The 26,031-nt window shown below is 66.2% G+C and carries 21 protein-coding genes and 1 pseudogene; 9 read left to right on the plus strand and 13 right to left on the minus strand.

Annotated elements, in window-relative coordinates; translation table 11 throughout:
- Positions 1 to 7: 7 nt before the first annotated feature.
- From P1IM2_RS01940 to mutM, 6 genes are all read right to left on the minus strand, one after another.
- Positions 8 to 619 carry a 2-hydroxychromene-2-carboxylate isomerase gene (locus P1IM2_RS01940; protein ID WP_186401257.1) on the minus strand — a complete coding sequence of 204 codons (612 nt, stop codon included), beginning with the start codon at positions 617 to 619 and terminating at the stop codon, positions 8 to 10.
- Positions 620 to 648: 29 nt separating this feature from the next.
- Positions 649 to 1,299 (minus strand): TetR/AcrR family transcriptional regulator, encoded by a 651-nt coding sequence (locus P1IM2_RS01945; protein WP_062901154.1) that lies wholly within the window; start codon positions 1,297 to 1,299, stop codon positions 649 to 651.
- Entirely contained in the window at positions 1,296 to 2,819 is a 1,524-nt protein-coding gene (locus tag P1IM2_RS01950; RefSeq protein ID WP_186401258.1) for an acyl-CoA synthetase, read from the minus strand. The genes P1IM2_RS01945 and P1IM2_RS01950 overlap by 4 nt, the downstream gene beginning before the upstream one ends.
- A 194-nt stretch (positions 2,820 to 3,013) precedes the next feature.
- Complete coding sequence (gene dnaA, locus P1IM2_RS01955) at positions 3,014 to 4,384, minus strand: chromosomal replication initiator protein DnaA (protein ID WP_222102996.1); 1,371 nt, start codon at positions 4,382 to 4,384, stop codon at positions 3,014 to 3,016.
- A 503-nt stretch (positions 4,385 to 4,887) separates the two neighbouring features.
- Positions 4,888 to 5,151, minus strand: a complete 264-nt coding sequence (gene rpsT, locus P1IM2_RS01960) for a 30S ribosomal protein S20 (protein WP_003048739.1) — start codon at positions 5,149 to 5,151, stop codon at positions 4,888 to 4,890.
- 197 nt (positions 5,152 to 5,348) lie between these two features.
- Positions 5,349 to 6,161 (minus strand): bifunctional DNA-formamidopyrimidine glycosylase/DNA-(apurinic or apyrimidinic site) lyase, encoded by an 813-nt coding sequence (mutM, locus tag P1IM2_RS01965; RefSeq protein WP_062901156.1) that lies wholly within the window; start codon positions 6,159 to 6,161, stop codon positions 5,349 to 5,351.
- 92 nt (positions 6,162 to 6,253) lie between these two features.
- Between mutM and P1IM2_RS01970 the strand changes: the two genes are divergently transcribed.
- From P1IM2_RS01970 to P1IM2_RS02005, 8 genes and pseudogenes are all read left to right on the plus strand, one after another.
- Positions 6,254 to 6,991, plus strand: coding sequence for a class I SAM-dependent methyltransferase (locus P1IM2_RS01970; RefSeq protein ID WP_062764412.1), 738 nt, complete (start codon positions 6,254 to 6,256; stop codon positions 6,989 to 6,991).
- Positions 6,988 to 8,535 carry a 2-polyprenylphenol 6-hydroxylase gene (gene ubiB / locus P1IM2_RS01975; RefSeq protein WP_186401260.1) on the plus strand — a complete coding sequence of 516 codons (1,548 nt, stop codon included), beginning with the start codon at positions 6,988 to 6,990 and terminating at the stop codon, positions 8,533 to 8,535. Before P1IM2_RS01970 ends, ubiB begins: the two co-directional genes overlap by 4 nt.
- A 112-nt stretch (positions 8,536 to 8,647) precedes the next feature.
- A complete protein-coding gene (locus P1IM2_RS01980; RefSeq protein ID WP_062901158.1) occupies positions 8,648 to 9,775 on the plus strand; it encodes a glycosyltransferase in 1,128 nt (375 codons plus the stop codon).
- The gene (locus P1IM2_RS01985) at positions 9,763 to 10,875 is read left to right on the plus strand and encodes a hypothetical protein (protein WP_062901159.1); all 1,113 of its coding nucleotides are present in this window, start codon (positions 9,763 to 9,765) and stop codon (positions 10,873 to 10,875) included. The genes P1IM2_RS01980 and P1IM2_RS01985 overlap by 13 nt, the downstream gene beginning before the upstream one ends.
- A gap of 52 nt (positions 10,876 to 10,927) precedes the next feature.
- Positions 10,928 to 12,190, plus strand: coding sequence for a bifunctional phosphopantothenoylcysteine decarboxylase/phosphopantothenate--cysteine ligase CoaBC (coaBC, locus tag P1IM2_RS01990; protein WP_186401261.1), 1,263 nt, complete (start codon positions 10,928 to 10,930; stop codon positions 12,188 to 12,190).
- Positions 12,153 to 12,614 (plus strand): annotated as a pseudogene (dut, locus tag P1IM2_RS01995) (dUTP diphosphatase); the annotation flags it as partial. The gene coaBC and the pseudogene dut, both read left to right, overlap by 38 nt.
- A gap of 105 nt (positions 12,615 to 12,719) precedes the next feature.
- Positions 12,720 to 13,469, plus strand: a complete 750-nt coding sequence (locus tag P1IM2_RS02000; RefSeq protein ID WP_186401263.1) for a molybdopterin-synthase adenylyltransferase MoeB — start codon at positions 12,720 to 12,722, stop codon at positions 13,467 to 13,469.
- Positions 13,448 to 13,822 (plus strand): DsrE family protein, encoded by a 375-nt coding sequence (locus P1IM2_RS02005; RefSeq protein ID WP_234179251.1) that lies wholly within the window; start codon positions 13,448 to 13,450, stop codon positions 13,820 to 13,822. Before P1IM2_RS02000 ends, P1IM2_RS02005 begins: the two co-directional genes overlap by 22 nt.
- On the opposite strand, the gene P1IM2_RS02010 is transcribed toward P1IM2_RS02005, so the two are convergent.
- The 7 genes from P1IM2_RS02010 to P1IM2_RS02040 form a co-directional block, all read right to left on the minus strand.
- A complete protein-coding gene (locus tag P1IM2_RS02010; RefSeq protein ID WP_186401264.1) occupies positions 13,819 to 14,562 on the minus strand; it encodes a class I SAM-dependent methyltransferase in 744 nt (247 codons plus the stop codon). The genes P1IM2_RS02005 and P1IM2_RS02010 overlap by 4 nt on opposite strands.
- Complete coding sequence (gene prfB / locus P1IM2_RS02015) at positions 14,562 to 15,689, minus strand: peptide chain release factor 2 (protein WP_040590389.1); 1,128 nt, start codon at positions 15,687 to 15,689, stop codon at positions 14,562 to 14,564. The genes P1IM2_RS02010 and prfB overlap by 1 nt, the downstream gene beginning before the upstream one ends.
- 61 nt (positions 15,690 to 15,750) lie before the next feature.
- Complete coding sequence (locus tag P1IM2_RS02020) at positions 15,751 to 18,267, minus strand: penicillin-binding protein 1A (protein WP_186401265.1); 2,517 nt, start codon at positions 18,265 to 18,267, stop codon at positions 15,751 to 15,753.
- 58 nt (positions 18,268 to 18,325) lie between these two features.
- Complete coding sequence (locus P1IM2_RS02025) at positions 18,326 to 18,949, minus strand: TetR/AcrR family transcriptional regulator (RefSeq protein ID WP_186401266.1); 624 nt, start codon at positions 18,947 to 18,949, stop codon at positions 18,326 to 18,328.
- Positions 18,946 to 20,091: a DSD1 family PLP-dependent enzyme gene (locus P1IM2_RS02030; protein WP_062901167.1), complete on the minus strand. Its 1,146-nt coding sequence runs from the start codon at positions 20,089 to 20,091 to the stop codon at positions 18,946 to 18,948. Before P1IM2_RS02030 ends, P1IM2_RS02025 begins: the two co-directional genes overlap by 4 nt.
- The gene (locus P1IM2_RS02035; RefSeq protein WP_186401267.1) at positions 20,088 to 21,356 is read right to left on the minus strand and encodes a D-arabinono-1,4-lactone oxidase; all 1,269 of its coding nucleotides are present in this window, start codon (positions 21,354 to 21,356) and stop codon (positions 20,088 to 20,090) included. Before P1IM2_RS02035 ends, P1IM2_RS02030 begins: the two co-directional genes overlap by 4 nt.
- Before the next feature lie 71 nt (positions 21,357 to 21,427).
- Positions 21,428 to 22,696 carry an N-acetylmuramoyl-L-alanine amidase gene (locus tag P1IM2_RS02040; RefSeq protein ID WP_186401268.1) on the minus strand — a complete coding sequence of 423 codons (1,269 nt, stop codon included), beginning with the start codon at positions 22,694 to 22,696 and terminating at the stop codon, positions 21,428 to 21,430.
- A 602-nt stretch (positions 22,697 to 23,298) separates the two neighbouring features.
- On the opposite strand from P1IM2_RS02040, the gene P1IM2_RS02045 reads away from it, so the two are divergent.
- Positions 23,299 to 25,917 (plus strand): ribonuclease E/G, encoded by a 2,619-nt coding sequence (locus P1IM2_RS02045; protein WP_062901170.1) that lies wholly within the window; start codon positions 23,299 to 23,301, stop codon positions 25,915 to 25,917.
- Positions 25,918 to 26,031 lie beyond the last annotated feature (114 nt).

Below are 26,031 nucleotides of genomic sequence, written 5' to 3' on the forward strand. Positions count from 1 at the left end.
AGTCCTCTCAGGCTTTCAAAAGCGCCGCTTCGACGAGCGGCAGTTGGTCGTTGCCGAAATACATATCATCGCCGTCGACGAACATCGACGGCGAACCATAGCCGCCGCGCGCGATCACCTCGTCGGTATTGGCGCGCAGCCGCGCCTTGACCGCATCGCTCGCCGCCGCGTCGCGGATCGCCGCGCCGTCGAGGCCCGCGCGCGTTGCTGCCGCTTCGAGCACCGCGGGGTCGTCGAGATTGTCCTGCGCGCCGAAATAGGATTCGAACGCCGCCCGGGCGAAGGCGATCAGCGCCGGCTGATCGGGCTCGAGCGCGGTGGCGAAGCGCATCGCCGCGACGCTCTTTGCCGGATGCCAGCGGGAGGGGAAATTCATCTCCACCCCCGCAAGCCGCGCCCAGTCCCCCAGCACCTTCCAGCTATGTTTCAGCTTGCGATTGCCGCTCTGTTCGCGCGCCGCGTAGACCGATTGGTTCACAGCGTTGAACACCCCGCCGACCAGGATCGGCCGAAAGGTCGCGCTGGCGCCGGTGCGCGCGATCAGCGGCTGGACGTTGGTGAACGCCAGATAAGTCCAGGGCGACGATAGGTCGAAAAAGAATTCCAGCTGGCGCGGCATGATCGGTCCTTCGGAAATGGAGGGGCGCGTCAGGCCTGCAGGTCGGCCTGTTCGATCGCGCGGTGGAAGCGGCGCGCCGCAGCGGGATCGAGCCGGTCCTCGAACAAGGTCAGATGCCGTTCGACCGTCCAGCGCGCGCTATCGAGGTCGCCGACCGCCGCCGGGTCCATCTCGCGCTGATATTCGAGGCCGAAGCGCAGGATCACCAGCGCATTGGTGCAAAGATCGCCGAGCCGCGCGCGCGACCAGTCGAGGTAGCCGCGATCGATCATCGCGCCGAGATAGAGCATCAGCTGGCCGTGCACGCGTTCGTACCAGCCGTCGATGTGGTCGAGAATGATCGGGCTAGATTCGCCATAATCGGCGCGGTCGCGATAGAGAAACCGGAAGGTATGGAGTTCGCGCTGCATGCAGGCGAGCAGTGCGACATATTCTTCGATCAGATCGCCGTCGTCGGACGGCTGCAGTTGTAGCCGCTCTTCGATCGCCTCGGCGAAATCGGCGCTGATCGCGTCGAGGAGTGCGCGCTTGCTGCGGAAATGATACCAGAGATTGCCCTCGGCGATGCCGACATCGGCGGCGATAGCCGCGGTGGATACGCTGCCGAAGCGCTGTTCGTTGAACAGGCGCAGCGCGGCAGCGAGAATGCGGTCGCGCGTCTTGACGCGGGGTGCGCTCACGCCTTCTTTTCCCAATATTGGTCGCGCAGCAGCCGCTTGTAGAGTTTGCCCGTATCGTGGCGCGGCAGCGCCTCCATGAAATCGATCCGGCGCGGCACCTTCACGCCCGACAGTTTCTGGCGCGCATAGGCGCCGAGCTCGTCGCGGAATTCATCGGTCGCGTCGGCCATGTCGGCGGGCTGAATCACCGCGATCACCTCCTCGCCCATTTCCTCGTGCGGGCCGCCGACGACCGCGACATCGGCAACCCTGGGATGGGTGACGAGATGGTTTTCGATCTCCTGCGGATAGATGTTTACCCCGCCCGAAATGATCATGAAGCTCTTGCGGTCGGTGAGATAAAGGAAGCCGTCGGCATCGAGCTTGCCGACGTCGCCGAGTGTCGACCAGCCCTTCGAATTGCGGCTCGACGCGGTCTTTTCGGGGTCGTCGTGATATTCGAAGACATTGTCGCTTTCGAAAAAGACCGCGCCCTCCTCGCCGACCGGCACTTCGGTTTCATTATCCTCGCCGACGATGTGGACGGTCCCCAGGATCGCGCGGCCGACGGTGCCCTTGTGCGCCAGCCAGTCCTGGCTGGTCGCAAAGGTCATGCCATTGCCCTCCGACCCCGCATAATATTCGAGCAGCACCGGCCCCCACCAGTCGATCATCGCCTGCTTGACCGGAACCGGGCACGGCGCCGCAGCGTGGATCGCGCTCTTCATCGACGACACATCATATTGCGCGCGCACCTCCGCGGGCAATTTGAGCATGCGGACGAAATGAGTGGGCACGAACTGCGCCGCATTGCAGCGATAATGCTGGATCGCCGCCAGCGCGGCTTCGGGGTCGAATTTCTTCATCAGCACGACGGTGCCGCCAAGCCGGTGGATCGTCATCGACCAGCGGAGTGGCGCCGCGTGATAGAGCGGCGCGGGCGAAAGATAGATGCTGTCGGCGTTGATGCCGAACGCCGCCGAAGCGAGCATCACCAGACTGTTCGGCGCGTCGATCTCCTCCTCTTCGGGGAGCGGCACCTTGACCCCCTTGGGCCGGCCGGTCGTCCCCGACGAATAGAGCATGTCGACCCCGGCGCGTTCGTCGGCGATACGCGTCGCGGGCATCGCGGCCAGCGCGTCCTCGATTCGGGGCCATCCGTCAATCGCGCCACCCATCGAATAGCGTTCGATCCGAGTTTCAAGCTGGAGTGCCGCGGATGCGAGGCTGGCCGAGACGACGAGCATCTTCGCGCCCGAATTTTCAAGGATATAGTCGGTCTCGTCCTGCGTCAGCCGCGACGAAATGCAGACATAGCGCAGCCCCGCGCGCTGTGCCCCCCAGGTCAGCCCATAATAATGCGGCGTGTTTTCCAGCATGAAAGCAACGACATCGTCATGCTTCAGCCCGTGGCTGCGAAACAGCTGCGCGGCGCGGTTCGACGCTGCGTCGAGTTCGGCATAGCTGATCGTCTCACCGGTTTCGGCGACGATTACTGCGGGTTTGTCGGGCGAGCTGGCAGCATGAACAGACGGGTGCATCGGGCATCTTCTCCAAGAGACTTTTGGTTTCTTTATGTCCCGCGATCAGTAGCAAGCTGAAACTTTCGGTCAAGCCGCCGTAGGGTGAAGACCCTAGGATATGCCGATGTCAAAATGGGCGCAGTTTCGCTACGGCCGAAGCGCCCGCCGATCCCGGCAAAAGTCCGGGGATAAGCCCGGTATAAGTCTGTGGATCAGTTGTTGAGGCTGCGCCGGATCGCGGCGATTTCGCCGTCGAGTTCGCTGTCGGTCACGCGCAGCGCCTCGACCGTGCGGACCGCGTGGATCACCGTCGAATGGTCGCGCCCGCCAAAGCGGCGGCCGATCTCGGGATAGGAGCGCGGCGTCAGTTCCTTGGCGAGATACATCGCGACCTGGCGCGGGCGCGCAACCGCGCGGACGCGGCGTTTCGACGCCATTTCGGCCTTGTCGAGCCGGTAATGGGCACAGACCGCACGCTGGATTTCCTCGATCGTGATCCGCGGGCGCGCGCTGCGGACATTTTCGGCAAGCCGATCTTCGGCGAGCGCCAGATCGACCTTGGCGCCGGTCAGCGCTGCATAGGCGAGCAGCTTGTTGAGCGCGCCTTCGAGTTCGCGGATGTTGCGCGTGAAATGGCGGACGAGATAGGCGACGACGTCGTCGGGCACTTCGACCATCGGCATGGCGGCAAGGCGCTGGCGGATGATGCGTTCGCGCAGATCGTCCTCGGGCGCCTCGATATCGGCGACAAGCCCGCCCGACAGGCGCGACAGCAGCCGCGCCTCGACCCCGTCGAGCATCGCGGGCGGCCGGTCGGCGGTGACGACGAGCCGCTTGCCCGCGGTCATCAGGTCGTCGATCGTATGGAGCAGCTCTTCCTGCGTCGAGTTCTTGCCGATCACGAACTGCAGATCGTCGAGGAGCAAGAGGTCGGCGGCGCGGAGCCGCGCCTTGAACGCCATCATGTCGCCGCCGCGCATCGCGCCGACGAATTCGAGCATGAATTTTTCCGCCGACATCAGGATGATGGTCGCGGTCGGGTGCGCGGCAGCATAGTCCTGCGCGATTGCCTGCAGGAGATGCGTCTTGCCCTGCCCGGTGCCCGAGCAGAGATAGAGCGGGTTGAACTGCGGCGTTTCCACCATCGCCATGCGGCGCGCCGCATTGGCAGCGAGGATGTTCGAGCGCGCGACGACGAAGCGATCGAAACAGAGCCGCGGATCGAAGCCGAGCAGCGCGGGATTGGCGGCGGGCACAGCAGCAGGCGCTGACGCCTCGAAGCTCGGCAGCGGCGCCGAGGCGAGCACGCTCGCCCGCTCGGCAGCGGCAACTCCGCCGCGCACCGACACGCTGCGCACCGCGGGCAGCAGCTGGCGCCACGCCAGTTCGAGGCGCTCGCCGAATCGTTCGTTGATCCAGTTGGCCGAAAAGCGGCTCGCGGTTTCCAGCGTCACGACGCCCGACAGGGTGCAATATTCGGCGAAACGGACGGGCTTCAGCCAATGATCGAAGGTGCGCGCACCCAGATCGCGGCGCAGCCCTTCGGCCACGCGCGGCCAAAGCGTCGCGGCATCGGCGTTCATCGTTTCCATGCCTGCCTTGCCGTCACGCCTGTCCCCGCTTTGCACCACAATCCATGCCCCCAATATGCCCCCACGGCGGCCCGATCGCCCCGCAGCCCACCACATGCCGATCCGGGCGCCCACGCCGGGGCGCAAGCATCCTGTCCCGGGCGCGCAGCCCGAAGCTTTCCGAATCATGTCGATGTGGCGGCCGCCGGCGAAGGCCAACGACGCCTTTTTCTAGGCAGGGGGAGACGAGTCGATCAAGGGTGCGGAGCGTAAAAAATCTGAAATAAAATTCTTGACTCGCAAGGGGACGCGGAAACGCGTTGCAGGGCAAAATTTCTTATATTTTTCAGATATTTAGTGCAGCGTAAAAACGTCATGGTAAACGAATCGCGATAAATCCGTCACTTACCGCGCTGCAACAGCTTTGCCATCGCGCTGTAACAAAAAAGGACCCGCGGGCGCTTGGCCGACGGGTCCTTTTTTGTGCCCTTTCGGGACGGTGCGGCGTGCGCGGATCAGGCGATCGCGTTCACGCTCTTGGTCAGGCGCGAATATTTGCGCGCAACCGTGTTCTTGTGGAGGACGCCCTTGGCAACGCCGCGCGCCATTTCGGGCTGCGCCGCTGCGAGCGCTGCAGTCGCGGCGGCCTTGTCGCCGGCGGCAACCGCGTTTTCGACCTTCTTCACGAGCGTGCGGATGCGCGACACGCGATTCTTGTTGATCAGCGTGCGCGCGCTGTTGCGACGGATGCGCTTTTTTGCCTGCGGCGTATTGGCCATAAGTTCCTCAAAATATCCAATCGGTTCAACGGTCGGAGCACAGCAGCAGCGGAGCAGCCGAATCGCGCGTGGACGGCGAATCAATGTCCGGATGCGGCCGGTTCCGGTTGACCGGACCCTGCTCGAAGGGTGGGCCCATAGCCAGCATGCCTCCGAAGGTCAACGCTTTTCGCTGGAAAAGCGGCATCCGATCACGCTCACCGCTGGCATTTGGGGCAATAGAAGGTGGACCGCCCCGACTGGACGATCCGCACGATCGTGCCGCCGCATTCGCAGCGCTCGCCCTCGCGGCCATAGACGCGCCAATCCTTGGCAAAATAGCCGAGGTCGCCTTCGGGACTGAGGAAATCGCGCAAGGTCGAACCGCCCGCAGCAATCGCCGCCGCCAGCACTGCCTTGATCGCCGGTACCAGCGTGCCGAGCTTTGCCCGCGAGACGTCGGCCGCAGGGCGGGTCGGCGCGATTCGCGCCATGTTGAGCGCCTCGCAAACATAGATGTTGCCGAGTCCCGCGACGATCGTCTGGTCAAGCAGCATCGCCTTGATCGGCGCGCGTCGGCCGGCGAGCGCGCGCACGAGATAGGCGGCGTCGAAATTGTCCGACAGCGGCTCCGGTCCCAGCGTTACGAACGCGGGAAAGATCGCGAGCGGATCGCCATTCACAAGATCGACCGACCCGAACCGCCGCGGATCATGGAGAAACAGGCGGTGTCCGGCGCCGGTTTCGAGCAGCAGATGATCGTGCTTGCCCGCCTCGCCGCCCTCGGTGCGCCACCGCCCCGACATGCCGAGATGGAAGATCATATGGTCGTCGCGGTCGGTCGAGACGATGCCATATTTGGCGCGCCGCGCGAGATGGGTGACCGTCGCCCCGGTCAGCCGCTGCGCAAGGTCAGCGGGAAAGGGACGCCGCAGATCGGGGCGGAAGGTGCTGACCGTGACGAGCCGCTGCCCCTCGAGAAAGGGCGCGAGGCCGCGCACGGTGGTTTCGACTTCGGGAAGCTCGGGCATTTCGCGCCAGCGGTATCTGGCATTTGCGCGCGCGGCAAGGCCCGGCTAAAGGCGCTGCTGAAAGAGGCTTTCCCCGCAAAGGCGCGCACCCGATGACCACCCCCGACACCGTCAGCTTCGGCTATGAACAGGTCCCCGCGACCGCGAAGACCGCGATGGTCGGCGAGGTGTTCAGCCGCGTTGCGCGCAAATATGACATCATGAACGACGCGATGTCGGGCGGGATGCACCGGCTGTGGAAGGACCGTTTTGTCCGGCGCGTCAAGCCGCGCGCAGGCGAGGCGATCCTCGACATGGCGGGCGGCACCGGCGACATCGCCTTTCGCATGGAGCCGTCGGGCGCGAGCATCACGGTCGCCGATATCAATCCCGACATGCTGGGCGTCGGCATGGAACGCGCGGCGGAGCGCGGCATCGACACGCTGGTATGGTCCGAACAAAATGCCGAAAAGCTGAGCTTTCCCGACCAGTTTTTCGACGCCTATACGATCGCCTTCGGCATCCGCAACGTGACCGACATTCCCGCCGCGCTGAAAGAGGCGCACCGCGTTCTGCGCTATGGCGGGCGCTTCTTCTGCCTCGAATTTTCGACCAACGAATGGCCCGGCTTTGCGCAGGTCTATGACGCCTATTCGCACCATCTGGTGCCCAAGCTCGGCAAGCTGATCGCCGACGATGAAGACAGCTATCGCTATCTGATCGAATCGATCCGCCGCTTCCCGCCGATGCCGCGCTTTGCGCAGATGATTCGCGATGCGGGCTTTACCGCGGTGAAGGTCGAACCGATTTTGGGCGGACTGGTCGCGATCCATAGCGGGTGGAAGGCTTGACCCGACCCGTCACCCATATTGCCCGCCTGCTGAAGTGGGGCCGCATCCTGGCGCGCCACGGTGCGCTGCGCGGGATCGAGACCGCGCCGCAGACGCCGCCAGGGGTCAAGCGGCTGTGCCGCATCGCGCGGCTCGGCACGGTCCAGCCCAAGGTGCCCGATTATGCCGCCGCCTTCCAGGCGATCGGACCGGCGGCGGTCAAGCTGGGACAGACGCTCGCGACGCGTCCCGATCTCGTCGGCGAAGAGGCGGCGCGCAACCTGCTGACCCTGCAGGACGCGCTCGCGCCCGTGACCTTTGCCCGCATCCGTGCCGAGATCGAGGCGACGTTCGAGGCACCGCTCGAAAGCCTGTACAGCGAATTTGATCCCGAACCTGTCGGTTCGGCCTCGATCGCGCAGGTTCACCGCGCGGTGACCACCGAGGGCCGGCAGGTCGCGGTCAAGGTTCGCCGACCCGGCATCGACAAGCAGTTCGCGCGCGACATCGAAACCTATGAATGGGCCGCCGCGCACCTCGAGGCACTGGGCGGCGAAGCCGCACGGCTGCGGCCGCGGCAGGTGATCGCCAATTTCCGCCGCTGGACGCTGCGCGAGCTCGACCTGCGCCGCGAAGCCGCGTCGGCATCCGAACTGCGCGAGGCAATGGCGGCCGAGCCAACCTACGAAGTGCCCGCGATCGACTGGGACCGCACCGCGTCGCGCGTCATGACGCTCGACTGGATCGACGGGATCAAGATTTCGCACCGCGAAGCGCTGGTCGCGGCGGGGCACGACATGGAAAAGCTGGCGACCAATCTGGTCCAGGCCTTTCTGCGCCAGGCGATCGCCGAGGGGTTCTTCCACGCCGACATGCACCAGGGCAATTTGTTCGTGAAGGCCGACGGGACGATCGCGGCGGTCGATTTCGGCATCATGGGGCGGATCAACCGACAGGCGCGCTACTGGCTCGCCGAGATCCTCTATGGGCTGACCACCGGCAATTACCGCCGCGTCGCCGAGATTCATTTCGAGGCGCAATATGTCCCCGACTATCACAGCGTCGAGGAATTCGCGACGGCGCTGCGCGCGGTCGGCGAGCCGATGCGCGGCAAACCGGTGAGCGAGCTGTCGGTCGGGCAGATGCTCGACGGACTGTTCGCGATCACCCGCGACTTCGACATGCAGACCCAGCCGCATCTGCTGCTGCTGCAAAAGACGATGGTGATGGTCGAGGGCGTGGCCACGATGCTCAACCCGCGGATCAACATGTGGGATGTATCGGGACCGTTCGTGCAAGGATGGATTCGTGACGAACTGGGCCCCGAAGCCGCGCTGGCCGATGGGCTGCGCGAACAGGGGCGGACGCTGGCGCTGATCCCCGACATCATCCGCCGCCTCGACGCGCAATTGCCGAAGCCGGGCGCTGCTCCGCCCGCGCCGCCGCTCCCCGATGTCCGGCTGATGTGGGAAAAGGGCGAAAAGCGGACAGCATGGCGCTATGCGCTGACCGCGCTCGCCGGGGCGGCCGCAGGCGCTGCGATCCTCCTTGCGCTGGGCGGTTGATCGCCGCCGCCAAGGCCGATTGTGATTACCAAAGATTTACCTTAATTCGCTAGCGTTTTTGAGGACCAACAGGGCGGTACCGCTCGATCGAACCGAGGCATCTTCACCCGATATGCACCACGAAACCGCCCTTGCCGACCCGATCGTGTCGGTTGACACCCTCCCGCTCGAAGTCGCGGTCGTCGTCCCGACGCTCAACGAGGCCGCCAATGTCGAGCGGCTGGTCGAGAAGCTGACGAACGTCCTTGCCGGTCGCGGCTGGGAAGTGCTGTTCGTCGACGATAATTCGCCCGACGGTACCAGCGACGTCGTGCGCCGCATTGCCCGCAACTCGCGCCACGTCCGCATCGTTCAGCGCGTCGGCCGCCGCGGCCTGTCGTCAGCGGTGATCGAAGGGGTGCTGGCGACGGCCGCTCCGGTGATCGCGGTGATGGACGGCGATCTTCAGCACAGCGAAGACGCGCTGCCGCGCCTGATCGACGCGGTGGCCTCGAACGACGCCGACATCGCCGTCGGCACCCGCTACGTCGATGGCGGCGGCGTCGGCGAATGGAGCGCGCTGCGCGTGTCGATGAGCCAGTTTGCGACAAAAATCGGCCAGATCGCGCTGCGCACCAAGGTGAGCGATCCGATGAGCGGCTTTTTCGCGATGCGCCGCGAAGCCTTCGACGCGGCGCTGCCACGCCTGTCGGCGATCGGCTTCAAGATACTGGCCGACATATTGGCGTCGTCGCCGACGCCGCTGCGCGTCGCCGAAATTCCCTATCAATTCCGCACCCGCGAAGCGGGCGAGAGCAAGATCGGCGCGCGCGTCATCGCCGAATATGCCGAACTGCTCGCCGAAAAGACGATCGGCCGCTTCGTGCCGGTCCGGCTGCTCAAATTCCTGATGGTCGGCGGACTGGGCGTCATCGTCCACCTGTCGGTGCTGTGGGCGCTGCTGACCGCCGGCAACAGTTTCATGATGGCGCAGACCGGAGCGGTCGTGACCGCGATCGCGTTCAATTTCTTCCTCAACAACAGCTTCACCTACGCCGACCGCAAGCTCAAGGGCTGGGCGGTGCTGGGCGGACTGGCGAGCTTCTATGCGATCTCGGCGGTCGGCGCGCTCGCCAATATCGGCATCGGCACCTGGCTCGCCGGGCAGAATGAGCGTTGGTGGGTCGCGGGCGTCGCCGGGGTCTTGGTAGGCGCGATCTGGAATTTCGCCATGTCTTCGGCGCTGACGTGGCGCAAATAGCGCCGACGGCCGCCACCGGCTGGAACCGCTTTTCGGCCATCCCGCGGCTTTGGGCCGCGGCCGTGCTGGTCCTGCTCGCCGCGCTGATGGTGGCCGGATGGAGCGGCGGCGTGGGCGGCAAGCGGGTACAGCCCGCCAAGCCCACATCGATGAAGTTCGAAGGCATGGTCGGCGATCATGCGCTGTACCTCAACATCCTGCGCAAGATGGAGGCGGGCCAATCCTATTATCCCGCCGCGACGGAAACGCAGCGCGCGCATCGCTATCCGCTGCATCCCTTCTTCACCGTACGCCTGCCCACCCAGGCCGAAATCATGGCGGTAATCGGCCTGCGCGGGTCGGTCGCGCTGCTGACGTTGACCGGTCTTGCGGCGTTTCTTCTGTGGCGAAAGCGGTTGATGGCCGGTGATCTGCCGCCTTATGCGCGCTTCGGTGCGTTCCTCATGGCGGTCAACATGTCGCAGATCGTATCGCGCCAATGGGTGCTGATGCACGAAGTGGTGGCGGGCGTGCTGATCGCGCTGGCGCTCGCCCTCTATCGCCCTGCCCGTCCCTGGCCGGCGATGGCGGTGATCGCGCTCGCGCTGGCGATGCGGGAAACGGTCCTGCCCGTGGCGATGTTGCTGGGCCTGTTCGCGCTGATCGACCGCGATTGGCGCGCCGCCACCGGCTGGCTTGGTATCGGACTGGGCTTCCTGGCCTTGATGGCATGGCATGCGACGACGCTGACCGCCTTCGTCCGTCCCGGCGATATGACCACCCCAGGCTGGAGCGGGATGGGGGGATGGCCCGCCTATCTGTCCTTCGTCCATGTATCATCGGTTTTCCGCTTTCTTCCGGCTTGGACGATGGTGCCGGTGGTGCCGCTGGCATTGCTCGGCTGGGCCGCATGGCGATCGCGGCTGGGCACGACGATGCTGATCGTCCAGCTCGGCTATGCGGCGATGCTGATGCTGTTCGCCCGCCCCAACAATTTTTACTGGGCGATGCTGATCGAACCGACATTGTTCGTGGGGCTGATCTTCGCGCCCGCCGCACTCCTTGCTCTGTACCGGTCGATCCGGGCGGTGCCGTCCCCAGTTTCCGTACCCGCGGTCTGAGCGGTCAGAATCTGCGTGGATCGCGGGCGCGGACATCCTATAGGATAGGGTCATGACCCATCGGCGTATCCTTCTGATCATCGGCGGCGGCATCGCCGCCTACAAGGCCATCGAGCTGGTGCGCCTGCTCCGCAAGGCCGGCCATAGCGTACGCTGCGTGCTGACGCGCGCGGGCGAGCAGTTCGTCACGCCGCTGACGCTCGCGGCCCTCTCTGAAAATAAAGTATATACATATCTTTTCGACCTGAAGGACGAGGTCGAGATGGGGCATATCCAGCTTTCACGCGAAGCCGACCTGGTCGTCGTTGCCCCCGCGACCGCTGACCTGCTGGCAAAGATGGCGGGGGGCATCGCCGACGATCTGGCGACAACCTTGCTGCTCGCGACCGACAAGCCAGTGCTCGCGGCGCCGGCTATGAACGTACGCATGTGGCTGCACCCCGCGACGCAGCGCAATGTCGCGACGCTGCGCGGCGACGGGGCGACGGTGATGGAGCCCGACGCGGGCGAAATGGCGTGCGGCGAATATGGCCCCGGCCGCTTGCCCGAGCCCGAAGCAATCAAGGCGGCGGTCGAGGCGGCGCTGGTACAAGGCACGGTTGTCCGACCGCTCGGCGGCCAGCCCGATTTCGCGCCGTCGCGCCACCGCCCGCTCTTTGGCCGACGCATCCTCGTCACCGCGGGACCGACCCACGAACCGATCGATCCCGTCCGCTACATCGCCAACCGGTCGAGCGGCAAGCAGGGCTTCGCGATCGCCGCAGCCGCCGCCGAAGCGGGCGCGGAGGTGCTGCTGGTCGCGGGACCGGTACCGCTGCCGACGCCGCCGGGCGTGATTCGCGTCGATGTCGAAACCGCGCGCGAAATGGCGGCCGAGGTCGAGGCGGGACTGCCCGTCGACGCCGCGATCATGGTCGCCGCAGTTGCCGACTGGCGCGCCGCCGACACATCGGCGCAGAAGATCAAGAAGGACGGCAGCGGCGAGGTGCCACCGCTCGCCCTGGCAGAAAATCCCGACATTCTGGCGAGCGTCGCGAAGAGCGCCAAGCGCCCGCCGCTGCTCGTCGGCTTCGCCGCCGAAACCAACGACGTGATCACCCATGCCCAGGCAAAGCTCGCCCGCAAGGGCTGCGACCTGATCGTCGCCAACGATGTGTCGGCGGACCCGATGGGCGGCGAGACGAACCGCGTTCATATCGTCAGCAAGGCTGGCGTCGAGAGTTGGGACCGGCTGCCCAAGGAAGCCGTCGCCCGCAAATTGATGGAAAAAATCGCCGATGAACTCGATACCCGCGTCCCGCTTGCCGATGATTGAGATCCGCCTCCAGCGCCTGCCCAACGGCGGCGGCCTGCCGGTTCCGGCCTATGCGAGCGACGGCGCCGCGGGGATGGACATCGTCGCGGCCGAGACGCTGACGCTGCGCCCCGGCGCGCGCCACGCGGTTGCGACCGGCTTCGCGATGGCCATTCCCGCAGGCTATGAGGTGCAGGTGCGCCCCCGCTCGGGCCTCGCACTCAAGCACGGCATCACCTGCCTCAACACGCCGGGGACGATCGACAGCGACTATCGCGGCGAGGTGAAGGTGATCCTCGCCAATCTCGGCGACGAGGTGTTCGAAATCAAACGCGGCGACCGCATCGCGCAGATCGTGCCCGCGCCCGTCCAGCGCGCGACCTTTGCCGAGGTGGAGACGCTCGACGAAACGGCGCGCGGCGCGGGCGGCTTCGGATCGACCGGGGTCGCGAGCGGCACGGCCGACGAACAGAGCGAAGGCGATCAGGATGCGCCCGCCAATGTCGGGTCGCTCACGGCGATGAAGATGCGGCGGCCGGGCGAATAGGTCTTGCTCAGCGCCGCCGAACTCGACCGCTATGCGCGCCAGATCATCCTGCCGCAGTTCGGCGGCGCGGGGCAGGCGAAGCTCAAGGCGGCGCATGTCGCGCTGATCGGCGCGGGCGGGATCGGCTGTCCGGCGATCACCTATCTGGCGGCAGCGGGGGTCGGCAGGCTGACGATCATCGACGATGATCGCGTCGAACTTTCCAATCTGCAGCGTCAGCCGCTGTTTACCGATGCCGACATCGGCCGTCCCAAGGCGGTCGTCGCGGCAGACGCCGCGCGGCGCATCAACCCCCATGTCGAAGCGGTGGCGGTCGAGGCGCGGCTCGATACGGGCAATGCCGAAGCGCTGCTGACCGATGCGAGGCTGATCCTAGACGGTTGCGACAATTTCGCCACCCGCCTCGCGGTCAACCGCGCGGCGGTCGCGCGCGAGATTCCGCTGCTCAGCGCCGCCATCGGCGCGTTCGAGGGACAGATCGCGCTCTATGAAGGCTGGCGCGGCGACAGCCCCTGCTACGCCTGTCTGGTCGGGGACGATCCCGACCGACCCGGCATCAACTGTGCCGAAGCGGGCGTGATGGGCGCGCTCGCCGGAATGGTCGGAACGATGGCCGCGCTCGAAGCGGTGCGCGCGCTGACCGGCTGGGGCCAGCCGCTGACCGGCCGCCTCGCCATCCTCGACATGCTCGATCGCCGCTGGCGCGAGGTCGGTGTCGCAAAGGAGCCGACATGTCCGATATGCAGCGCCTGAGCATCATCGTCGCGAGCTGTGACGGTGCGCGCTTCTATGCCGCGCTGGAGACAGGGATTGCTGCCGCGGCGCTCGGCCGCCCGGCCCGGCTGTTCCTGCAGGGCGAGGCGGCGGCGCTGCTGCGCACGCCCGTCACCTTTGCCGGCGACGGTGCGCGCGAGGCGGTTGGTCAGCCGGGGCTTGCCGCATTGATCGCCGAGGCGATGGCGATGGATGTTGACCTGTTCGTCTGTCAGTCGGGTATCGCGCTCGCGGGCATGACGGCGAACGACCTGGTGCCGCAGGTGCGCTCCGCCGGCCTCGTCAGCTTCCTTGCCGACGCGCGCGCCGACGACAGGCTGCTGGTCTATTAGGGGTTCTTGCAGACCTTGATGGCTGTAGGCGCTGGGCGCTGACCGTCGGGTACAAAGCGCGCGAGATAGCCGCCCGCATGTGCCTTGTCGTCATAGGACAGAAGCTTGAAACCCACCGCCTCGAATTCGCAGACGAGCAGGCGAAAGGGTGTCCCATGCTGGGCGATCGGACGATCGCCGTCGACGACGATCACCTGCCCGTCCTGGCGCAGCGCCGGGCGCAGGCGCCACAGAAAGGCATAGGGCTCGCCGATCTCGTGATACATATGGACCATGAACACGCGGTCGAAGCTGGCCGCGGGCAGGCGCGGATCGTCGACCGCACCAAGTTTGAGCGAGACATTGTCGAGCCGTTCGCGCGCGACACGGTCGGCGAGCCGCTCGATCACTTCGGGCTGGATATCCTGCGCCAGCACGCGGCCCGACTGGCCGACCCGCGGCGCGAGCCGCACGGTATAATAGCCGTCGCCGGCGCCGATATCGGCCACCGTCATGCCGGGGCGCACGTCGGCCGAATCCATGATGTCGTCAGCTTCGTTGACGCGGTCCCGCGCCTCTTCGGTCGACCATTTGGTCGAGGTGATCGGCGCGACCGGACGGTCAGCAGGCGGAAAGTCGCGCGCGGTTTCGGGGCGGTCGCTATTCTCGCTCCACGGCGCCTTGCATCCCCCGAGCAGCGACAGCGCGGCCAGCGCGGCGAACAGCGGCAGCGCCGCAGGCCGGGCCGCGCGGCGGCGCATCAGTCGATATCCTCCACCTCGACCTTTTCGCCTGTCACCTTCTGCGACAGCGCCGCTGCCATGAAGGGGTCGAGCGCGCCGTCGAGCACGTCGGAGGGCGCAGTCGAGGTCACGCCGGTGCGCAAATCCTTCACCAGCTGATAGGGCTGGAGGACATAGGAGCGGATCTGGTGACCCCAGCCGATTTCGGTCTTGGCCTGATATTCGCCCGAAGCCGCGGCTTCGCGCTTCTGGAGCTCCGCCTCGTACATTCGCGCCTTCAGCATCCCCATCGCGGTCGCGCGGTTCTTGTGCTGCGACCGGTCGTTCTGGCTGGCGACGACGATGCCGGTCGGGATGTGCGTGATACGCACCGCCGAATCGGTCGTGTTGACGTGCTGCCCGCCCGCGCCCGACGCACGATAGGTGTCGATCTTGAGGTCGCCTTCGTTGATCTCGATCTCGATATTGTCGTCGATCACCGGATAGACCCAGACGCTGGAAAAGCTGGTGTGGCGGCGCGCCGAGCTGTCGTAGGGCGAAATGCGGACGAGGCGGTGAACGCCGCTCTCGGTCTTGGCATAGCCATAGGCATTCTCGCCCTTGACCAGCATCGTCGCCGATTTGATGCCCGCCTGTTCGCCCGCCTGATATTCGATCAGTTCGACCTTCATGCCGCGCTTTTCGGCCCAGCGCATATACATACGCTGCAACATTTCGGCCCAGTCCTGGCTTTCGGTGCCGCCCGCGCCGGCGTGAACCTCGATATAGCAGTCATAGCTGTCGGCTTCGCCCGCGAGCAGCGCCTTGATCTTGTCCTCTTCGGCGCGCGCCGCCAGCGTGGCGAGCGACTGCACCGCGTCATCGACCAGCGCCTCGTCGCCCTCCATCTCGGCAAGTTCGATCAGTTCGACCGTATCGCCCATCTCCTTTTCGATCGACCGCGTCGCGGTGATCGCCTCGTCGAGACGGCGGCGCTCGCGCATGACATCCTGCGCCGCCTTGGGATTGTCCCAAAGCGTCGGGTCCTCGACCTTCGCATTAAGTTCGTCGAGGCGGCGCACCGCGCGGTCCCAGTCGAGGAAACGGCGCAAGAGCGCCAGCGCGGCGTTGATGGTATCGACATGATCCTGCGCTTCGGCGCGCATGGTCTTTGCTCCTGAAACTGTAGGCGACGGCCATAGTGGCTCCGCCGCGCGAGGCAAGCCGTCAGATGATACCGCCGCGGTCGTCGAGGAAGTCGGCGTCGCTGCGCCGGCCATTGCCTTCCTGCACCGGGGCATCGGGTCGCTTGGCGGAGGCGGCAGGCTTGATCTCTTCTTCGCGGATCGTCCGGCGCGGTTCGCTTTCGGGCTTAAAGGCTTCCCAGATGATCGCCGCCTTGGGATCGGTCCCCGGCCACGCGCCATAGACGCGGCGGCCCGACTGGCGGTCGATGCGCACCATGCGGATATTCTTCGGCGCAATGAACGGCACCGGCGGCCGGCCGGTCAGCGATTCGAGGAAGAATTGCTTGAATACCGGCGCGGCGAGGCTGCCGCCCTGCGCATAGCCGCCCATGCTGCGCGGCTGGTCATAGCCCATGTAGAGGCCGGCGACGACGTCGGGGGTGCCGCCGACGAACCAGACGTCGGTCGGGCCGGTGGTCGTCCCCGTCTTGCCGAACAGCGGCACGTTCAGATCGCGCAGCACCTGCGCGGTCCCGCGCTGAACGACGCCTTCGAGCATATGGACGACCTGATAGGCGGTCATCGGGTCCATCAGCTGCTTGCCCGACGGCGTGAAGCGCGGCATCGGCTTGCCATCCCAATCGTCGCTGTTGCACCCCTCGCAGGGCCTCCAGTTCTTGGGAAAGATCACCTTGCCGCGGCGATCCTGGACATAGTCGATCAGTCGCGGCTTGAGCTCGCGGCCGTGGTTGGCGAGCATCGAAAAGGCGTTGACCATCTTTTCGACCGTCGTCGACCCGGCGCCGAGCGCGGTCGACAGATAGGGTTCGTGCGTCCCGATCCCCATCGTCTTGATCGTTTCGACGATCGGTTCCATCCCGATCTGGCTCGCCGTCCTGACCGTCATCAGATTGCGCGACTGCTCAAGGCCCCAGCGCATCGTATGTTCGCCGCTGCCGCTCGCGCCGCCGAAGTTGCGGAAGCATTTGTTGCCGAAGCGCGCGCCCTGATAGACGCAGAAGGGGCCGTCGACGATCAGCGTCGCGGGGGTCATGCCATTGTCGAGTGCCGTCGCATAGACGAAGGGCTTGATCGTCGACCCCGGCTGGCGTTCGGCCTGGGTCGCCCGATTGAACGGCGACAGGCGAACGTCGAACCCGCCCTGCATCGCATAGATGCGGCCCGAATGGGGGCTTTCGACGACCATGCCGCCCGACACTTCGGGGATGTTCTTCAGCGTATAGACGCCGGGCCCGGTCGCCTTGACCGCGATCAGGTCACCCGGACGCATCGCCGAAAAGGCGCTGCCGCCCGTCTTGCGATAGCCCATGCTCGCGGCACCGGCGGGCAGGCGCCCCTCTTCGCCGTCGGCAAAGCCGATGCGCGCCTCGCCGACCGTTTTGGCGAGCACCGCGGCAACGCGCCAATTGTCGTAGTCGATGCCGATGAAGCTCGACGCGAGGCGGCTGCGCCATTTGTCGTCGGCCTCGATCCGCGCGATCGGTCCCGACCAGCCCTTGCCGGTGTCGTAGCGGACGAGGCCGCGGCGCAGCGCGCCGGTCGCGGCCTGCTGCATCTTGTCGTCATAAGGGGTGCGCACCCAAAGCCCGCCGCCATAAACGCTGAGCGGGCCGTCCTCGGGGGTCTCGCCGAACTGGTCGATCAGCTGGCGGCGCACCTCTTCCATATAATAGCCGCCGACCTGCGCGACCGCCTTGTTGCCCGTTTCAGAGAGGCCGAGCGGCATCGCCTGCGCGGCGTCGCGCTGCGCCGCGGTGATCCAGCCGTTGCGGAACATTTCGGAGAGCACGAAATTGCGCCGCGCGATCGCCTTGTCGGTATTGCGCGCGCGGCCATAGGTTTCGGGTGCCTTGGGCAAAATGGCGAGGAAGGCCATTTCGTGAAGCGCGAGCTGGTCGACATCCTTGTCGAAGTAGGCGCGCGCGGCCGCTTGGACGCCGAAGCTGCGGCGGCCGAGCGGAATTTCGTTCAGATACAGTTCGAGGATCTGCTGCTTCGTAAGCGCCGCCTCGATCCGCTTGGCGAGGATCGCCTCGCGAATCTTGCGGGTATAGCTGACCTCGCCCGTCAGCAGCAGATTCTTCGCCACCTGCTGCGTGATCGTCGAGGCACCGACCGGGCGGCCGTCGCGCTTCAGATTGGTCAGGATCGCGGTCGCGATGCCGGGATAGTCGATCCCGCCATGTTCGAAAAAGGTGCGATCCTCGGCCGCGAGAAAGGCGCGGACGAGAAGCTGGGGATATTCGGCATATTCCAGCTGGACGCGGCGCTCGCGTGCATAGCTGTGGACGGGCTTGCCCTCGCCGTCGCGCACCATCGTCGGCAGCGGCGGCTGATAGTCGCGAAGCTGGTCGACCGAAGGCAGGTTACGGGCGAAAATCGTCCACAGCAGCGCCAGTGCGGCCACGCCCGCCAGCGCCAGATAGCCGAGCCAGCGGAACCAGCGCCGCGTCCACATCTGCCGGAACCAGCCAATGACGGCGTTGCTGTCGCGACGCAGGCGGTAACGGAAGTGGGACGTGCTGTCGGCGACCATGATTGGCTTGCCTCTAAAGCCTGCTTCGCCGAAAGGGAAGCGGCTTGCGCCCGGACGGTCAGCCGTCCGTCGCGAGATCCTGGAGCGACGCCTTTAGCAGACGCGCAGCGTCGGCGAGCACCGCATCGGCGGCGACCCGATCTTCCTCATAGAGCATCTCGTCGGCGGCGAAGCCGATCTCGACCGCGAGGCGCAGCCGCCGCCAACAAGTCTCGCGCGGCACGCCGACGAGCCAGGGCAGACATGCATCGGTCAGCCGGTCGGTGACGTGGCGATGCGATTCGAGCCGGACATGGACGAGTCGCGGGGTCGCGTGGAGCGCGCGCAAGGTCCACACCGCGCCCGGCTCGGCGCGCGTTACCGTGGCGGTTTTGGCGAGCAGTTCGCCGATATGATCGGCCATTGCCGCGATGCCGCCGCTCCGGTGCCGCTCGATCCACGCCTCCAGCACTGCATTCTGCCGCTCCATCAGCCGGCGGCCCAACGCTTCGAGAACCGCATATTTGTCGCCGAAATAGCGATAGAGTGCGGGCGGGCTCAGCCCTGCCTCGGCGGCGATCCGGTTGGTCGAAATGCGTTCGATGCCCTCTTCGGCGAGGAGCAGGCCCGCGACATCGAGCAGCCTGTCATAGGTGGCGCGCGCGCGGTCCTGCTTCGGCGGCGCCTTCGCCGCGACGCTCATCGCGCGCGCCCGCGCGCACTGACCGGCCAGATGGCGACGAGCGTGTCGCCTGCGACGACATGATAATGGTCATAGAGATTGACGGTCGGGTCGCAGTGCGGGACGGTCAGCGTCACCGGATCGCCCGGCGCCATCCGTTCGCCGATGCCGGGCGCGACCAGCGCCGCATGTTCGTCGCCCATGAAGGCGAAGAAGCTGTCCGTGGGCGCGCCGCGCCGCACCACGGCGACCCCGCCGTCGGTCGACAGCGATTTGAACCCCGCGTCGATGGTGACAAGGCCGCTATGATTGGCGCTGACGACGCGCGCATCGACACCGAGCGCAACCTCGAACGGCGGCGCGCCGTCGCCGGTCAGATCGCAGTCGCAATATTGCTTGTCCATGAAGACGTAGGAGCCCGCCTGCAGCTCGGTAAAGACGCCGAGGTCGAGGTCGATATGGTGCGTTCCGGTCCCCGAGCCGCTGACGATTTCCGCCGCGAAGCCCGCGTCGGCAAGCGCGGCGAGGGCCGTCTTCAGATAATCGGTGCGCTCGGCGATCGCGGCGCGGCGCTCGGCATAATCCTCGATATGTTGCTGCGACCCGCAATAATATTGGACGCCGCGCCAGCGCAGCGTCGGCAGCGCGGCGATGGCGCGGGCAAGGTCGACGGCCTTTTCGGGCGAGGCGACCCCGGTGCGCGCGATACCGGGATCGATGTCGATCAACACGTCGAGCGTCGCGCCTTGGACCGCAAGCGCGGCATCGATCCGCTCCGCAACATCGGGATGATCGACCGTCGCCATCAGCAGGTCCGCGCGCGTGGCCAGCGCCGCAAGCCGCTCGATCGCGCGCGGCGCGGCGACCGGCGAGGTGATGAGGATGCCGGTGATGCCGCCGTCGGCGAGTGCCTCCGCTTCGCCGATCTTCGCGCAGCAGACCCCGGCGGCGCCCGCTGCAAGCTGGCGCTTCGCGATATCGACGCTCTTGTGGGTCTTGGCATGGGGCCTCAGGCCAATACCGCGCGCGGCGGCCAGCCCGGCCATCGCCGCAATATTGCGGTCGAGCGCCTCGATATCGAGGACGAGTACCGGCGTATTGAGGTCGGCGCGCGACCCCTGCCGACCGACAAGATGGGCGTGCAGGGTCAGATCGTCGCTCATGAAAACAGCGCCTCCAGATGCGGGTTCAGAAATTTGCCGTGGGGATCGGCAGCACGGCGGACCGCGCGATAGCGCTCGGCCATCGGAAAAAGCGCATCGACATCGGCGCGCGTCAATGTGTGGCGCTTCGCCCAATGCGGCCGCCCCCCATGCGCCCGAAAAATCGCTTCGGCGCCAGCAAAATGATCAGCCCATGGCATTTTTGCATATTGATGCATCGAGATCGCAGCGACCGGCCCCGCGTTCATCGGGCTCATCCAGATATCGTCGGCGGCGACGGTGCGATATTCAAAGGGAAAGGTCACGGGCAAACGCCGGGCGCGAATCCAGCCGATCACCGCGTCGAGCGCGGCGAGGCCGACGGCGCGCGGCAGTTCATATTCCATTTCCTCGAAGCGGATCGTGCGGTCGGACGGAAAGATGCTGTGCGCGGGCCCGCGACGCTCGCCATCGAAGCGCGTCTTCATCATCGCGCGCTGGAGCAGCGGGGTCAGAAAAGGCGCGAAGGCCGCGACGTCGAGCGCGCGGCGGAAAGCGCTTTCGTCGACATCGCTCGTCGAGCGGGGCGGATCGCACGGGTCGCACGGCGTCAACGTCTTCAGGATCACATGTTCGGCGTGCGGAAAGATCCAGAATTCGATGTGGCGGTGCTGCTCGGCAAGCTCGTCGTAGCTTTCGCGGATTTCATCCCAGCGCCTTTTCTCGATCTGTTCGACCAGATGAAAGGCGGGGACGACGGCGACCTCGATCTCGGTCGCGATGCCGAACAGCCCGAGCGACAGCCGCTGGGCCGCGAATAGATCGGAGTTTTCCTGCGCGTCGCACCAGCGCGCCGCGCCGTCGGCGCCGATCAGCCGGAAGCCGCGTGCAAAGGTTGACAGCGAGCCGAGATCGACGCCGGTCCCGTGCGTGCCCGTCGCCATCGCGCCCGCCAGCGCCTGCGGATTGACATCGCCCTGGTTGGCGAGCGCAAGGCCGTGCTGCCACAACGCCTCGGTCAGCCGCTTGATGCTCCATCCTGCCGGGATGCGCGCGGTCTGACGATCGGGGGCGATACTGAGCTCGCCCGCCATCGCGTCGAGGCTCACGATCAGTTCGTCCGACTGGCATAGCGGCATGAAACTGTGCCCGGCGCCGACCGCGCGCACCTTGGCGGCCTCGCGCACCAGCGCGGAAAGCGCCGCCTCGTCCGTCGGTCGCGCCACCGTTGCCGGGGCACGGACGCTACCCGACCAGTTGCTCCATCCTGCCTCCGCCGTCGCCATGTCGCTCTCCCGCCGCGAACCGGGCGAAAGCTGCGCGCACGCCAAAAGTTAGTCAAGACTAACTTTCTGGTTCAGCGGCCGACTGCGGCGATCTGCCGCGCAAAATGAAGCAGGATGGCATCGCGGACGCCCCGCGCAACCTTCTTCTGCCCCGCCGCCGAGGCGAGAAATTCCGCATCCTCCTTATTCGAGATGAAGCCGGTTTCGAACAGGATCGACGGCGTATCGGGGGCCTTCAGCACGACGAAGGATGCAAAACGGTGCGCGGTGGTGCGGAAGGTGACATCGTCCGCCGCCTCACGCTCGAGCAGACGGGCGAAGTCCGACGCGACATTCATCGTCTCGCGCTGCGTCAGGTCGAGCAGGATCGACGAGACTTCGCCGCTGTGCGCGCCCAGGTCGACGCCGTTGATGATATTCGCCTTGTTCTCGCGCGCCGCAAGCCGAGCCGCCTCGCGGTCGGAGGCGACTTCGGACAGCGTATAGACCGACGCGCCATGCGCCTCTTCATTCTCGGCCGCGTCGGCATGGATCGAAATGAACAGATCGGCCTTCAGCCGCCGCGCGATGCCATAGCGTTCCTCGAGCACCAGAAAGCGGTCGTCCGAGCGCGTGAGCGCAACGCGGACGCGGCCGCTGGCGACCAGATCGTCGCGAATCGCGCGCGCGATCCCCAGCGTGATATCCTTTTCGCGCTTGCCGCTGTGCGGCGAAATCGCGCCCGGATCGTGCCCGCCATGGCCGGCGTCGATGACGACAAGCGGCAGGCGCGGATTATTCGGCCCTTCGATCTTGGGCAGCGCCGGCGCCGGCTTGGGCGCGCCGATCGGCACGGTGACGCTGTAGCGCTTTTCGGGCGGCTTGGCGCGAAAGTTGAGCGGCGGCTGCCATTCGGTGCGCGGCGTCTTGGCGGCGCGTTCGAACTCGTCGGCCGAGACGGGACGCAGGCGCAGCGAAAGGCTGCGCCCGTCGGCGGCGAAGCGCGCGTCGGTGACCACCGCGGGCCGCGCCAGATCGAGCACGACGCGCGCCGTGTCGGCGGCCGGCCGCCCCTGGCGCACCGCGCTGACAAGCCCGCTGCCCTGCGGCGAACGGCCAGGATCGGCGCCCAGAATGTCGAGCGCGATGCGGTCGGGTCCGGCGAGGACGAAGGCCGACGCGCCCGCGACGACGTCGGCAAAGCGCAGCGTCACCTCGCGGTCGCCGATTTCGACCGCGCGAATATCGCCCGCGATCGCCGCCGGCATCGACAGGATCGTCGCGATCAGGACAAGGATCAGGCCCATCACCCGGTTATGCCGCCCCCGGCGCGCGATGGTCCAGCGCTTATTCGAAAACATGAGCGCTCCGGCCGCAAAAAAGGATGAACCAGCCATTAGCCATCGCCCGTCAAATCACGGTCAACCGGCACGGTTAACAGGCTATTCAGTATGAATTACGCGAAACGCCTTGTCGGCGCGCGCGAACATTCCCATGTGACTGCCGTGCTTTGGGTTGCCGTTGGTCCGTGCCGATGCTAGCACCCGACACACTGACGGTGTCCGACCCGATCCCGTCCGGCCTTTTGAGGGGAAAGGCTGACCCGCGCGATTCGCGGTTCATGGCCTCCCTGGCGCCGGACATGCGGGGAAAGGCATATCCGTCAGTCCACCCGGATGACCGGGCGGCGGCCGACCCCATTCCAGCGTCGCCTGCCATAACGGTCACCCCGTAACAGGTTGATGCCGTATGAGGCTTGCCATGCCCTCTTCCCATGCCGACGCAGTCGCATTTGCGCCGCGCGTCGACGTGACGGAAGACCGCATGCGCGTCCAGGACCGGACGCGGGCCACGCGCGGCAATAACGTCTTTTTCCGTTTGAACCCTATCGACCGCAGCCGCCCTCCACGGGCGGCGGCGGCCTTTTTGTTTGGCGCGCTGCGGCGCGCCTGGAGTAATAATAATGACCACGCGCATGTTGATCGACGCGCGGCACCGGGAAGAAACCCGGGTCGCCGTCACCAAGGGAAACCGCATCGAGGAGTTTGATTTCGAGTCCGCCGAGCACAAGCAGCTCAAGGGCAATATCTATCTGGCCAAGGTAACCCGCGTCGAACCGTCGCTGCAGGCGGCGTTCGTCGAATATGGTGGCAATCGCCACGGCTTCCTGGCCTTCAGCGAAATCCACCCCGACTATTACCAGATCCCGAAGGAAGACCGCGAAGCGTTGCTGCGCGAAGAGGCGGAGCATGCCGCCGAAGCCGCGATGCGCGCCGAGGAAGATCTCGACGAGCTGGAAGGCGATGTGGCCGATGTCGACGAGCCCGGCGACGATGACGCCGCCGTTGCCGCCCCCCAAACCATCGGCGAGGACAGCGACGATGATGGCCGCGAAGATTCCGCGGACGACGCCGACGGCGAAGATGGCGAAGAATCGCGCGACGATCGCGACGACAAGGGTCGCCGGGGCCGCGGGCGTGGCCGGGGGCGCAAGGGCGGCCGCGGACGCGGACGCCGCGACGAGGACGAAAATGGCGAAAGCCGCATGTCGCTGCGCCGCAAGTACAAGATTCAGGACGTCATCCGTCGCCGCCAGGTGATGCTGGTGCAGGTCGTCAAGGAAGAGCGCGGCAACAAGGGTGCGGCGCTGACCACCTATCTGTCGCTGGCCGGCCGCTACTGCGTGCTGATGCCCAACACGATGCACGGCGGCGGGATCAGCCGCAAGATTTCGAATGGCGCCGATCGCCGCAAATTGAAGGCGATGATCGACGAGCTCAACCTGCCGCCGTCGATGGGCTGCATCGTCCGCACCGCGGGGATGAGCCGCACCAAGACCGAGATCAAGCGCGACTTCGACTATCTCGCCCGGCTTTGGGACGAGATCCGCGAAAAGACGCTGGGGTCGAGCGCGCCGGCGCTGATCCATTCGGACAGCGACCTTGTGAAGCGTGCGATCCGCGACATCTATCACCGCGACATCGAGGAAGTGCTCGTCGAGGGCGAAGAGGGCTATAAGGCGGCGAAGCAGTTCATGAAGCTGCTGATGCCCAGCCACGCCCGGCGCGTGAAGCAATATGCCGACCCCGTTTCGCTGTATCAGCGCTATGGCGTCGAGGATCAGCTTGCGGGGATGCTCAATCCCGTCGTCCAGTTGAAATCGGGCGGCTATCTGGTCATCAACCCGACCGAGGCGCTGGTGTCGATCGACATCAACTCGGGGCGCTCGACGCGCGAGCATAATATCGAGCAGACCGCACTCAGCACCAACCTCGAGGCAGCGCACGAAATCGCCCGCCAGCTCCGCCTGCGCGACATGGCGGGCCTGATCGTCATCGACTTCATCGACATGGATCATGGCTCGAACGTCCGCAAGGTCGAGCGCGCGATGAAGGATGCGCTCAAGAATGACCGCGCGCGCATCCAGGTCGGCCGCATCTCGGGCTTCGGCCTGATGGAAATGAGCCGCCAGCGGCTGCGCACCGGCGTGCTCGAAGCGTCGACGCGACCCTGCCCGCATTGCGAAGGCACCGGCCTCGTCCGCACCGCATCGTCGGCGGGTCTCAGCGCGCTGCGCCTGATCGAAGAGGAAGCCGCACGTGGCAAGGGCAGCAAGATAATCCTGCGCGCGAGCCAGGAAGCAACCTTCTATCTACTCAACGAAAAGCGCCGCGAACTGCGCGACATCGAGGATCTGTACGGCGTCAGCGTCGAAATCCTGCCCGACGGAGAAACCGAAGGCGCGCGCATGGCGATCGAGGTCGGCGGCCCGCCGCCCGTTCAGCGCCGCAGCTTCGCCCCGATCGCGCCGATCGAGGATGATGATGACGACGATATCGTCGACGAAGAGGATATCGAAGAAGAGGAAGAAGAAGCCGAACGCCCCGCGCGCCGCGAACGCGAGCGTGACGAGGGCGATGCCGATGGCGAAGGCGGACGCAACAAGCGCCGCCGGCGTCGCCGCCGCGGTCGTCGCGGTCGCCGCGATGACGAGGGCAACGAAACCGCCGAGGGCGAAACGGCTTCCGAAGAGGCCGAGGACGGCGACGACGAAGTCGGCGCCGATGGTGCGGTCGAAACCGTAGCCGCCGAAGCGAGCGAGGAAGGCGAAGCCAAGCCGCGTCGTCGCCGCGGTGGCCGCGGTCGCAAGAAGGTCGAGGCCGAAGCCGAAGCAGGCGACGCGGACACGACCGCGCCCGAACCGGAAGCCGTCGAAGCTCCCGCCCCCGAAATGCCGCCGGCTGACGAAAAGCCGAAGCGAAAGCGCGCGCCGCGCAAGACCAAGGCGGCGATCGCTGCCGAAGCGGCCGCTGCCGAAGCGAGCAGCGAAGCGCCCGACGCTCCTGTCGCCGAAGTGCCGGTAGAGGAGGCGGAACCTGCCAAGCCTGCGCCGAAGAAGCGCGCCAGCCGCAGCAAGAAGGCGGCCGCCGCCGAGGCGCAGCCCGCCGAAGCGACGGCAAGCGCACCGCAGGGCGATGCGGCGGACGAAGCCGTCTCCGTCCCCGCCGAGGCCGATGCCGACGGCGACGCCCCAGCGGGCGAACCCCGCCGAGGCTGGTGGCAGCGCACCTTCGGCAACTGACGCGCCTGCATCGCGTAAAAAGATGGGCCCCCGTGCAAGCGGGGGCCCCTTTTTTGGACTGTCACCGCGGCGGCGACCATCTCTCGCCTTGCGCCCGCGCGGCTGGCGCCCCAA

The sequence above is a fragment of the Sphingopyxis sp. P1IMeth2 genome, assembly GCF_900185685.1.
GTDB lineage: Bacteria > Pseudomonadota > Alphaproteobacteria > Sphingomonadales > Sphingomonadaceae > Sphingopyxis > Sphingopyxis terrae_A.